This window comes from Bradyrhizobium sp. (assembly GCF_049512235.1).
Classification (GTDB): domain Bacteria; phylum Pseudomonadota; class Alphaproteobacteria; order Rhizobiales; family Xanthobacteraceae; genus Bradyrhizobium.
Genome location: NZ_JBEKXH010000195.1, coordinates 1 through 11,675, shown reverse-complemented (window position 1 = coordinate 11,675; position 11,675 = coordinate 1). Strand labels below are relative to the sequence as shown.

The window sequence follows — 11,675 nt, the reverse complement described above, 5'->3', positions numbered from 1 at the left end:
CTTCGAACAAATTCGAGAAGGTCGTTGTTGAACCGATCCTTATTTTGCAGTCTCTGGCTGCACTCGATCTGCTCACGATTTGAGCGCAACCACAAAGGCTTCGAGAGAATAGCCGATTGCGAAGCGGACGATCAGTCCATAAGATCGAGAAGTGACTTTTTCGATTTTGGAAAGCAGACAGTGGATCGCTTGGAGGTGATGTCTGTTATCGTCGCCGTTACGGAGACGGGGAGCTTCTCCGCGGCTTCGCGTAGACTGAAGACGCCCGTCGCGACCGTGAGCCGCCAAGTCGCCGAACTGGAAGAACGCCTGAAAGCTCAGTTATTTCAGAGATCCCCTCGGCGGGTCACGCTGACCGATGCGGGGAGGTCCTACATCGATGCGTGCAAGCGGATCATTGAGCAGGTCGACGACGCCGAACGGGAATTGTCCGGCGAGTACAGGATCCCCAAAGGGGACTTGGCGGTGACGGCGCCCTGGGGTCTCGGTCATACGCATCTGCTCCCGCTCGCTGTCGAGTTCTTGAACGCGTATCCGGAAATCGGTCTGCGGCTCGTGTTGACCGATCGCGTCGTCAACACGGTGGAGGAGAACATCGACGTGGCGATCCGGATCGGCTCTCTTCCTGACAGCAGCAGCAAGATCGCGACACGCATCGGCCTGATCCGCGTCGTCTTATGCGGGAGCCCCGCCTATTTTGCAGCGAAAGGCAAACCCAAGACGCTTGGCGACCTTCGGGAGCATGATTGCATCACGATTGATGATGTTGCCGCGCCCTCCACCTGGAAGTTCTCCAAAAGCGGTCGCACGGTTGTCGCACCGATAAAGACAAGGTTGACGGTGAACACATCAGAGGCGGCGGTTCTTGCCGCCCTCGCTGGCATGGGAGTGGCGCGGGTTATGTCGTACAAGATGGATGCCGCGAGGCGCGCTGGAACACTCGAAATTGTACTGGAAGATTTCGAGCCAGAACCGTTGCCCGCCCATATTGTCTATGCGCAACGCAAGCCGGTTCCTCTCAAGCTTCGCGCGTTTCTCAATTGGATGACGCCGCGCCTCAAGGCCCGCTTGGCCTGAGCTGAAGCGGAAAAGGATGTCTCGCATCCGAGCCAATCATCGGAAGCGGTACTGGCCTCAGACCCCCTCGAACTGCAACCTTGCCAGCCGGGCGTAGAGGCCGCCCGCGGCGACCAGCGAGGCGTGGGTGCCCTGCTCGACGATGCGGCCCTGATCCAGCACCATGATGCGGTCGCAGGACAGCACGGTGGCCAGCCGATGCGCGATCACCAGCGTGGTGCGGTGGCGCATCAATTCCTCCAGCGCGGTCTGCACCAGCGTTTCGCTCTCCGCATCGAGCGAGGATGTGGCTTCATCGAGCAGCAGCAAGGGCGCGTCGCGCAGGATGGCGCGCGCGATCGCGATGCGCTGGCGCTGGCCGCCGGACAGGGTGACGCCGCGTTCGCCGAGATGCGCCTCGAATCCACCGGGCAGCCGGCGGATGAATTCGGTGGCGTGGGCAAGATCGGCGGCGCGCTCGACCTCGGCGTCACCGGCGTCGGGCCGGCCGAAGCGGATGTTTTCGCGCGCGGTGGCCGCAAACACCACCGAGTCCTGCGGCACCAGCGCGATGCGCGCGCGCACCTTTTGCGGATCGGCCGTGCTGATCGGCACCCCGTCGAGCGAGATCACGCCGCTCGATGGATCGTAGAATCGCAACAGCAGATGGAACAGCGTGCTCTTGCCGGCGCCCGAGGGGCCGACGATCGCGACCTTCTCGCCGGCGCGGACCGCGAGCGACACGCCATCGACTGCCCGCACGTCGGGCCGCGTCGGATAGGCGAAGCCGACGTTTTCGAAGCTTACATCGCCGCGTGCCGGTACCGGCAACGCGCGCGGCGATGCCGGCGCCGTGATCTGCGACTGCACGCGCAGGATTTCGAACAGCCGTTCGGCCGCGCCTGACGCCGCCGAGACCTCGCCCCAGACCTCGCTGAGCTGGCCGAGCCCGGCCGCGGCGAAGGCGGCGTACAAGACGAACTGGCCCAGCCGGCCCGGCGTGATGGCGCCGGTCAGGACGTCATTGGATCCGATCCAGAGGATCGCGACCACGCTCGAAAACACGATGAAGATGATGATCGCGGTCAGAACCGCCCGCGCGCGCGTCGAGGTACGCGCCGCTTCATAGGCCTGTTCGACTTCGCCGCCGAAGCGCGCATTGGCGAGCCGCTCGCCGGTATAGGCCTGCACGGTGCGGATGGCGCCGATCAGTTCGGAGGCGTAGGCGGTGGCGTCCGCCAGCGTATCCTGCGCGTTGCGCGACAAGCGCCGCACCCAGCGGCCGAACGCCACCAGCGGAATCACGATCAGCGGGATCGCCAGCAGCACGAGGCCGGAAAGCCGGGGGCTCGTGATCACCATCATCGCGGTGGCGCCGAAGAACAGCATCAGGTTGCGCAGCGCGATCGAGACCGAGGCCCCGACCGCGGATTTGATCTGGGTAGTATCGGCGGTGAGCCGCGAGACCAGTTCGCCGCTGCGCGCGGAATCGAAGAAGGCCGGCGACAGCGAGATCAGGTGCGCGAACACGTCGCGCCTGAGATCGGCGACGATGCGCTCGCCGATCGTCATCACCAGATAGAACCGGGCGGCGCTGGCGCCGGCCAGCACCGCGACCACGGCGATCATCACACTGAAGTAGCGGTTGATCATGGCGATGCCTTCGGGGGAGAACCCGAAGTCGATCATCCGCCGTACCGCGACAGGCACGATCAGCGTCGTGATCGCGGCGACCGTCAGCGCGATCAGTGCGAGCAGCGCACGTCCGCGGTAACGCGCGACATAAGGTGCCAGCGCCAGCAGCGGACGCAGCTTCGCCCGGCTCTTGGCCTTGGGCTGCGTCAACGGCATTTCGATGGAGGATATCCCCGCAGGCTCACCACCAAGCCGCGGCGGCGCTTCGCCATGCCGCTGTTCCAGCCGTTCCACTGCGCTCATGATATCTGGACCACCCTTTTACCACCCCCAGATAGGCCTCCCCGCCCGCGCTGGCAAATCCGGCCGATTACCAATCCGGGACCATACGCAGCTTGTTTTGCCGCACTCGCTGGGCTATAGAGCCGCCCAAATCCATCCTTACAGCCAGTTCAAAGACAGGCGCCGGCGCGCTTCAGGGATCTGCCATGAAACCAGAAATTCATCCGAATTATCATATGATTACGGTCGTGATGACCGATGGCACCGAGTACCGGACGCGCTCGACCTGGGGCAAGGAAGGCGACAAGCTGAACCTCGATATCGACTCCAAGTCGCACCCGGCCTGGATCGGCGGCGCCCAGCAGCTGCTCGATCGTGGCGGCCGCGTGTCGCGATTCCAGAAGAAGTTTTCCGGCTTCCTCAAAAAAGAGTGAGAGTCCCGAACCGTTAGCGTTTGAGACGGATCAACCTTTGAGACGGATGCCAGAACGCCCCGGCCGCTCGCCTGGGCGTTTTCGTTTGGTAAGGGGGATGGGGCCGGCACCCTTATCGTGGTTTCAACAGGATCTGCACGCCAATCGCGGCAAAAATGGCTGAACCGATAGCGATACTGATACCGACACCCTGTTGCAGCGGAAAGCCTGCGAAACAGGCCGCCGCCGCCAGTACCCCGGCCAATCCCGTCACCGCGCCCGCTAGCCCGACAGGTTTCCGCGCGATCGGCGTCGGCGAGCGCATGTCATTCATCAATGCGACCACGGCGCCAGCACCGAATGCCGTCGTCCCCAGGAGAAAGAGCACGTCAAACAGCCGCTTGAATCCGCCAAATGCGGCTGCGCCATCGCTGGTCGCCGCGAGCGGGCCCAGCACATAGCCCAGGATCGCATCGACCAACGTAAAGACGACTGCACCCAAAAGGATAGCGATCCAGCCGCCAACCGCGACACCTCTGCCGCGCCGGGCCAGTTCAAGCGCGACAAGAAGCGCGCCCACCGCCAATACAATATCCGAGAAAATGCCGACGGTACCGGCCGCGAACATGGGCCGGGCACCGGCAACCGCGCCGACCAGCGCCGCCGCCCGATCGAAGGGCTGCGCCGGCAGGGCCGCGGCAGGCGGGGAAAGCGCATAAAGTACGCTGGTCGCGACTACACCGAGCGATCCCAGCGCGAGCGCGGCGCCACCTGCCGTGAGATTGGAAACCGCAAAATCCTTCAGCGCAATCTCATGACGGTCAAGCGTCCCCGAACCGGTATCAGTCATCGACAGCTCCTGTTGCGGCTGCGCCAGTTTAGTTGCAGAGTGCAACCATACGACAAAAGGTTTCACTGTGCAACCATGCCCAGCAAGACGGATCTTTCGGAACTGAACTGCTCGCTGGCGCGAACCCTGGAGGTGGTGGGGGACTGGTGGACGCTGTTGATCGTCCGCGACGCCTTCCTCGGCGTTCGCCGCTTCGGCGATTTTCAGAAGAGCCTCGGTATCGCGAAAAACATCCTTTCGGCGCGATTGGAGCGTCTTGTCGCGAGCGGCATCCTCGTGCGCGGCGGGGCGGAAAAGCGCCCTGTCTATCAACTCACCGACGGCGGTCGCGCGCTGCTGCCCGCCATGGTCGCGCTGATGCAATGGGGCGACAGATGGGTTTCCGCCGGCAACCCGCCGGTCTTGGTGACCGACGAGAAGGACCGGCTGGTCGCACCGGTCAAATTGAAAAGCGGCGGCGGCGAAGTAACTGCACAGACGGTCCGGTTCCACCCGGGTCCGGGCGCGACGGCCCGAACGCGCGCTTTCTTCAACGCGCTGTCACGGTCGGGCGGCTAGATCGTGATCCGATTCAATCAGATCATGATCTGGACCGGCGCTTTGAGCGGATCCGTAAGCGTCGGGCTGCCTTCACTGCTCGAACGCCGCCTTCAGGCGATTAAGCTGCGGCACCAGCGGATTGCCGATGGCCGCGCGTTCCCCTGCCGGGGCATGGATGGTGATATCGAGGCGGCGGACTTTTCCCTGCAGCGCCATCGAGCGGGCGATCAGGTCCTGCAACTGCTGCGGCAGTTTGGCGACCATGTCGTCCGGGCCTGGATCGGCGGCGCTGAGCTTGACCTTGGTTTTTTCGCGATTGGCCTGGCTCAGCGTCATCTCGCCTTCCTTGACCGCGCGGTGCAGCAATAGCCAGGAGGCGAGCTGCATCAGGCGGGTGGTGAGGCGCATGCTTTCGGTCGCATAGGTCAGGCTGACCGTGCGGTCGAGCGCCTTGGCCTCGGCGCGGCCAGCCCCGTCGAGATAGGCGGCGGTCTGCTCAACCAGATCCATGCCCTCCCGGAACAGGGTGGCGAATGCAGCGGAATTGGTCAGCCGCTCGTTGAATTGAACGAGAGCGGTTTCGCCTTGCGAACGATCCGACATGGCGTACGCCTCACGCTACAGATTACGCCGCCGACTTCCAAACGCGCCAGCTTATGATGAACAAATCATTACGCGGCCGCCGTTCAGAGTCCAGCCGCAAGATCAGATATGGTTTCCACGGAGGTACCAAAGGCGCCCAAAAAAAAAGCCGCCGTTTCCGGCGGCTTTGAAGTTGATAACAGGGAGGCGTCAAACAGAGTGACAGGAGCCACTCGGTGTCCAAAAGGACGATGCAAGTTATAGTTGAGAAAGCTTAATCGATCGTAAATTGACGGTTTCGTTCAGCTTTTATTTGCCATGTCGGCCGCTGGCCGAGCGCTGCGGAACAGGCACCCGGACGCTTGGCGCCGCCCGAATACAGGCTCCGCAGTGCTGCACCGCACCCGGGACGCCAGCCCGGCCTGTGTCGACTCAGGTCTTGAAGATGCTGTTGGCGGCGTCCCTCGATGCGCGCTTTTTGCTCATGGCGGCCTGCAGCCGCTCGATTTCCGACGTCATCAACGCGATGCGCTCGGCAAGTTCCTCGACTGACAGCAGCGCAAGGTCCTGCCCGATCTCGTGGGTGACTTTCCTCCTCGGTCGGTCGTCGTCCTCGATGGCCAATGGGATCCTCCGTCCTATCGTTGCGCCGAAAAGCAGTCTGGCAGGTGCCCAGCCTAAAGCATGCTCCGAAAAAGTGGCAGGACTGACCCGGGAAGTCGGCCATGGCGGCGATCGTTACCGGCAATACTAATGACATTCCACTTCGCTTCAAAAGGCGATATGCCAGCCGTGGCCGCAACCGCCTGCAAGGAAAATCATGGAAAAGCTGCCCGCGCAAATGACCGTCATCGGCATCAGCAAGCCCGGCGGCCCGGAGGTGCTGTTGCCGGAGACCCGCGTGGTGCCGGTGCCTGGGACGGATGAAATCCTGATCAAGGTGGCCGCCGCCGGCGTTAACCGTCCCGACGTCGCGCAGCGCTCGGGCGCCTATCCGCCGCCCCCCGGCGCTTCCGATCTGCCCGGCCTCGAGATCGCGGGCGAAGTCGTGGCGGTCGGCACAGGCGCCCGCAGGCACAAGGTCGGCGACAAGGTGATGTCACTGGTGGCCGGCGGCGGCTACGCGCAATATTGCATCGCACAGGACGCCCAGGCGATGGCGGTGCCCGCTGTCCTGTCGATGCAGGAGGCCGGCGCCGTGCCGGAAACGCTGATGACGGTCTGGCACAATGTGTTCGAGCGCGGCGCGTTGCAGGCCGGCGAGACGCTGTTGGTCCATGGCGGCTCCTCCGGCATCGGCACCATGGCGATCCAGCTCGCCAAGGCCTTGGGTGCAAAAGTGATCGTCACGGTCGGATCGAAGGCCAAGGCGGACGCCTGTCTCAAGCTCGGCGCCATCAGGGCCATCAACTACAAGACCGAAGACTTCGTCGCCGAGGTAAAGGTCGTGACCTCGGGCGCGGGCGCCAATGTCATTCTCGACATGGTCGGCGGCGATTACATCGAACGCAACTATGATGCCGCCGCGATCGACGGCCGCGTGGTCCAGATCGCATTTCTCGGCGGCCCCAAGGCCAATGTCAACTTTGCCAGGCTGATGGTGAAAAGGCTGCACCACACCGGCTCGACGCTGCGCCCGCGCAGCAACGCCGACAAGGCGGCGATGGTCGCAGCCATCGAGGCCCGGGTGATGCCGCTGTTGCGCGAAGGGCGCATCAAACCGTTGATGGACAGCAGCTTCCCGCTGGAAAAGGCCGCGGATGCGCATCGGCGGATGGAGAGCAGCGAACATATTGGCAAAATTGTGTTGACCATGTAGCGCAGGCAGGACTCTGCGCGGCGGGAAACTGTTTGATTTCCTTCGCATTCATGTCATTTATCCGGTCCACGCCGGGCGGGTCGCTTCGCTTCGGATTGATTGTTGGCCGCGGAGTACTGACATTGCGTCTGATCAGGTGCCTTGCGCCGCTGGTGCTGGGCCTCATGGTGGTTGCCGCTCCGCCTCCGGCGCGCGCCATCGACGCCGTCAGCGTAGGCAGTAACGCGCCTGCGATCGATCTCACCGCTATACTCGATCATCAGCACAGCGACAGCGACCGCATCCAGGTCTCGACCGCGCCGGGCACCGACGGCATCGTCCGCCGCATCGAAGTCCGCGCCCGCGAAGGCGGCCAGAACTGGGTGGTGTTCGCGCTCGCCAACAACACCGACGACCAGCTCGACCGCCTGATCGTGGCGCCGCATTATCGCATCGTGTCGTCAGGGCTGTTGTGGCCCGATCTTGGAATGTCGCGTATCGCCACCATCACGCCGTCGACCGGCGACCGCCCCGAGCGCCAGGAGAGCGCCACCGCCGACATCTTCCGCATTACGCTAGATCCCGGCGCCGTCATCACCTTTGTCGCGGAATTGCGCACCGATAAATTGCCGCAGCTCTATCTGTGGGAGCCCGACGCCTACAAGGACAAGGTCAACTCGTTCACGCTGTACCAGGGCATCGTGATCGGCATCTCCGGATTGCTGGCGCTGGTGCTGACCATCCTGTTCGTGGTCAAAGGCAGCATCATGTTTCCCGCCGCCGCCGCGCTGGCATGGGCGGTGCTGGTCTATATCGGCGTCGATTTCGGCTTCTGGGGCAAGGTGCTCGACATGTCGAACAATGCCGAGCGGGTTTGGCGCGCGGCGGGCGAAGCGATCCTGGCCGCGACGCTGTTGGTGTTTCTGTTCGCCTATCTCAATCTCAGCCGCTGGCATGTACGTTATTCCCATATCACCATCGGCTGGCTGGCCTTTCTCGGCTCGCTGGTGGCGCTGGCGCTGTTCGATCCCGCGGTCGCTTCGGGGATCGCGCGAATGTCACTGGTGTTGATCGCGTTCGCGGGCTTCGCGCTGATCGTCTATCTCTCGACCCACGGCTTCGACCGCGCGGTGCTGTTGATCCCGACCTGGTTCCTGCTGCTGGTCTGGGTGATCGCGGCCGGCATGACGGTGGCGGGAAGCGTCACCAACGACATCGTCGGCCCCGCACTGCTCGGCGGCCTGGTGCTGATCGTGATGCTGATCGGATTTACGGTGATGCAGCACGCCTTCGCCGGCGGCGGCGCCACCACCGGCGTGGTTTCCGACGTCGAGCGCCGGGCGCTGGCGCTGACCGGCTCGGGCGGCCTGATCTGGGACTGGGACGTCTCTGCCGACAAGGTCTTCACCAGCCCCGAGACCGAGAGCCTTTTGGGCTTGAAACGCGGAACGCTGGAAGGACCTGCCGCGAAATGGCTCGAGGTGCTGCATCCGCTTGATCAGGACCGCTTCCGCGCCGCGCTCGACAGCGTACTCGACCAGCGCCGTGGCCGGCTGGTGCAGGATTTCCGGCTGCGCACGCCCGACGGCCATTTCATGTGGTTCGCGCTGAAGGCGCGCCCGGTGGTCGGCTCCGACGGCGAGGTTTCGCGCGTGGTCGGAACCCTCACCGACGTCACCGAACTCAAGAACGCCGAGGAAAGACTGCTGCACGATTCCGTGCATGACAATCTCACCGGGCTGCCGAACCGCAAACTGTTCATCGACCGGCTCGGCGCGGTCGCCAATTTCGCCAAGACCATGCCGAGCCTGCGGCCGACGCTGATGGTGATCGATCTCGACCGCTTCAAGCAGGTCAACGATTCCGTCGGCATCGCGGTCGGCGATTCGATCCTGCTGACGCTGGCGCGACGGCTGACCCGCATCCTCAAACCCCAGGATACGCTGGCGCGGCTCGCCGGCGACCAGTTCGGCCTGATCCTGTTGTCGGAACAGGACCCCGCCCGCATCACCGGCTTCGCCGAAACCATTCGCAAGACCATTCGCGCGCCGATCGCGTTCAACGACCGCGAGATATTCCTCACCGCCTCGATCGGGCTCGCGCTTTCTGATCCGCAGACGCAATTGTCCGACGAGATCATCAAGGACGCCGAGCTTGCGATGTACCATTCGAAGCGGATCGGCGGCGACCGCATCGACGTCTACAAGCCGGCGATGCGCGCGCGCAAGACCGACCGGCTGACGCTGGAATCCGAACTGCGCCGCGCCATCGAGCGCGAGGAAATCACGATCCTGTACCAGCCGATCGTGCGGCTGGAAGATCGCTCGATCGCCGGCTTCGAGGCCTTGGCGCGCTGGGACCATCCCAAATTGGGCCGGATGTCGCCGGTCGAGTTCATCAGCATCGCCGAGGAGACCGGCCTGATCATCGATCTCGGCACGTTCGTGCTGGACCAGACCGCGCGACAGCTTTCGATCTGGCAACGCGCGATGCGCGTGCGCGAACCGATCTTTGCCAGCGTCAATGTGTCGTCGCGGCAGTTGCTGCGACATGATCTGATCCACGATATCCGCACCGTGCTGTCGCGCTCCTCGGTGGCGCGCGGCACGCTGAAGCTGGAACTGACGGAATCGCTGGTCATGGAAAACCCCGAGCACGCGGCGCAGATGCTGACGCGCATCCGCGAACTCGGCACCGGATTGTCGCTGGACGATTTCGGTACCGGCCATTCCTCGCTGGCCTATCTGCAGCGCTTTCCGTTCGACACCATCAAGATCGACCAGTCCTTTGTCCGCACCACCAGCCGCGGCACGCGGCCGGTGATCCTGAAATCGATCATTGCGCTGGCGCACGATCTCGGCATGGACGTGGTCGCCGAGGGCGCCGAGACCGATTCGGATGCGGTCGAGCTTTATCAGCTGGGCTGCGAATACGCCCAGGGCTATGCGTTCGGCGAACCGATGGACGCCGACGCCGCGATGCGGCTTTTGACCGAGGTTCGGCTCGAAGCGGCGAGCTAGCAACGCGGCACGATCGTGTGATGCAGACGCGTTCGCTGCGCCACCATCCGTCGCCATCCTCCGCGAAAGTGGGGGAATCCAGTACGCCGCGGCCTCTCGATTCAGTAACTATCGTCACTGGGATACTGGATCGCCCGCTTTCGCGGGCGATGACGGCGGAGGGTGTTGCACGCCTCGCAAATCAACAGACCGCTCACTTCATCCGCTTGAACCGCACGCTCTTGCCGTCGGCCTGCCTGGTCGCGATATAGCAGCTGGCGAGGCAGGCCTCGCGCTGCGGCATCTTTTCCTGCGGGCTGCGCTGGGTTTCCCACCACGACGCCCGATGCGCCGCACGCGGCAGCGCGGCGTCGATGATTGCCTCGATCTGCTCGAAACTCAGGACCAATTCGGGGAGCTTCTGCTTTTGCAGATAATCGCGCAGCGCATCATAGGGGTTCACGGGCGGTCCAGATATTTCCGCATCTCTTCGCGCAGGCCGTCGCGCAGGTCGGGGCGCGCCATGGCGTAGGCGATGTTGGCGCGCAGGAAACCCGCCTTCGAGCCGCAATCATGCCGCTCGCCCTCGAACTCGACACCGTAGAAGGTTTGGGTTTTCGAAAGCCCGATCATGGCGTCGGTGAGCTGGATCTCGCCGCCGGCGCCGCGCTCCTGCCTCTCGAGAATCTTGAAGATTTCCGGCTGCAGGATGTAGCGCCCGGTGATAGACAGGTTGGACGGCGCGGTGCCCCTGGGCGGCTTTTCCACCATGCCGTCGACCTCGAACAGGCCGTTCTGCCCGTGACGCTTGCCGACGCCGCAGATGCCGTACTGATGGGTCAGATGCGCCGGCACCTCTTCCACCGCGACCAGGTTGGATTTATCGCCAAGCTGGGCTGCGGCCGCTATCATCTGGGCGAGACAGCCCGGCGTATTCAAGACCAGTTCATCCGGCAGCAGCACCGCGAACGGCTCGTTGCCGACGATGTCGCGGGCGCACCACACCGCATGGCCGAGGCCGAGCGGCGCCTGCTGACGGGTAAAACTCATGGCGCCGGCTTCGGGCTGGTCGCGCGCCAGAATGTCGATCTCGACCTTCTTGCCGCGGGAGGCGAGCGTGGCGTCAAGTTCATACATGCGGTCGAAATGGTCCTCGATCACGCCCTTGTTGCGGCCGGTGACGAAGATGAAATGTTCGATGCCGGCTTCCCTGGCCTCGTCGACCACATACTGGATCAGCGGCCTGTCGACGATGGTCAGCATTTCCTTCGGCATCGCCTTGGTGGCGGGCAGCACGCGGGTGCCGAGGCCGGCGACCGGGAAAACGGCTTTGCGGATTTTCATGGGAGGTGTTGGGTGCCTTTGAGGGGAGCGTACGAAAACAGCGTCTGATCGCCTGTTGGTAGCCGCTTTGCAACCGGGAACAAAGGCCGATGTATGGAGTTCGACGCGTCCTGCGACCAACACAAAGTCTGACCGATCGGTTCCGTTGCCCGCCGAGAGGTGGGTTGCCGCGGGTG

At 63.6% G+C, this 11,675-nt stretch carries 11 protein-coding genes; 5 read left to right on the top strand and 6 right to left on the bottom strand.

The annotated features are described in order from the left end of the window. Positions 1-180: 180 nt before the first annotated feature. On the top strand, positions 181-1,077 hold the full coding sequence (locus ABSG20_RS18770) for a LysR family transcriptional regulator (protein WP_423866008.1): 897 nt from the start codon (positions 181-183) through the stop codon (positions 1,075-1,077). Between the two features lie 57 nt (positions 1,078-1,134). Here the strand turns inward: ABSG20_RS18770 and ABSG20_RS18765 are convergent, their stop codons facing one another. Then, positions 1,135-2,994 carry an ABC transporter ATP-binding protein/permease gene (locus tag ABSG20_RS18765; protein ID WP_423866007.1) on the bottom strand — a complete coding sequence of 620 codons (1,860 nt, stop codon included), beginning with the start codon at positions 2,992-2,994 and terminating at the stop codon, positions 1,135-1,137. Positions 2,995-3,179: 185 nt separating this feature from the next. Between ABSG20_RS18765 and rpmE the strand changes: the two genes are divergently transcribed. Next, on the top strand, positions 3,180-3,407 hold the full coding sequence (rpmE, locus tag ABSG20_RS18760) for a 50S ribosomal protein L31 (RefSeq protein ID WP_423866006.1): 228 nt from the start codon (positions 3,180-3,182) through the stop codon (positions 3,405-3,407). A 112-nt stretch (positions 3,408-3,519) separates the two neighbouring features. Here the strand turns inward: rpmE and ABSG20_RS18755 are convergent, their stop codons facing one another. Continuing rightward, entirely contained in the window at positions 3,520-4,236 is a 717-nt protein-coding gene (locus ABSG20_RS18755; protein WP_423866005.1) for a hypothetical protein, read from the bottom strand. A gap of 12 nt (positions 4,237-4,248) precedes the next feature. Here ABSG20_RS18755 and ABSG20_RS18750 point away from each other — a divergent pair, with 12 nt between their 5' ends. Continuing rightward, positions 4,249-4,794, top strand: a complete 546-nt coding sequence (locus tag ABSG20_RS18750; protein ID WP_423866004.1) for a winged helix-turn-helix transcriptional regulator — start codon at positions 4,249-4,251, stop codon at positions 4,792-4,794. A gap of 72 nt (positions 4,795-4,866) precedes the next feature. Here the strand turns inward: ABSG20_RS18750 and rcdA are convergent, their stop codons facing one another. Both rcdA and ABSG20_RS18740 read right to left on the bottom strand, forming a co-directional pair. Next, positions 4,867-5,379, bottom strand: a complete 513-nt coding sequence (gene rcdA, locus ABSG20_RS18745) for a protease adaptor protein RcdA (RefSeq protein ID WP_423866003.1) — start codon at positions 5,377-5,379, stop codon at positions 4,867-4,869. A gap of 411 nt (positions 5,380-5,790) precedes the next feature. Beyond that, positions 5,791-5,982 carry a DUF1192 domain-containing protein gene (locus ABSG20_RS18740; RefSeq protein WP_423866002.1) on the bottom strand — a complete coding sequence of 64 codons (192 nt, stop codon included), beginning with the start codon at positions 5,980-5,982 and terminating at the stop codon, positions 5,791-5,793. Between the two features lie 196 nt (positions 5,983-6,178). On the opposite strand from ABSG20_RS18740, the gene ABSG20_RS18735 reads away from it, so the two are divergent. Together ABSG20_RS18735 and ABSG20_RS18730 are read left to right on the top strand one after the other, a co-directional pair. Further along, a complete protein-coding gene (locus ABSG20_RS18735; RefSeq protein WP_423866001.1) occupies positions 6,179-7,177 on the top strand; it encodes an NAD(P)H-quinone oxidoreductase in 999 nt (332 codons plus the stop codon). A 122-nt stretch (positions 7,178-7,299) separates the two neighbouring features. Further along, entirely contained in the window at positions 7,300-10,176 is a 2,877-nt protein-coding gene (locus ABSG20_RS18730) for an EAL domain-containing protein (protein ID WP_423866000.1), read from the top strand. Positions 10,177-10,369: 193 nt separating this feature from the next. On the opposite strand, the gene ABSG20_RS18725 is transcribed toward ABSG20_RS18730, so the two are convergent. Both ABSG20_RS18725 and ABSG20_RS18720 read right to left on the bottom strand, forming a co-directional pair. Further along, positions 10,370-10,618: a DUF7662 domain-containing protein gene (locus ABSG20_RS18725; RefSeq protein WP_423865999.1), complete on the bottom strand. Its 249-nt coding sequence runs from the start codon at positions 10,616-10,618 to the stop codon at positions 10,370-10,372. Beyond that, the gene (locus ABSG20_RS18720; RefSeq protein ID WP_423865998.1) at positions 10,615-11,499 is read right to left on the bottom strand and encodes a UTP--glucose-1-phosphate uridylyltransferase; all 885 of its coding nucleotides are present in this window, start codon (positions 11,497-11,499) and stop codon (positions 10,615-10,617) included. The genes ABSG20_RS18725 and ABSG20_RS18720 overlap by 4 nt, the downstream gene beginning before the upstream one ends. Positions 11,500-11,675 lie beyond the last annotated feature (176 nt).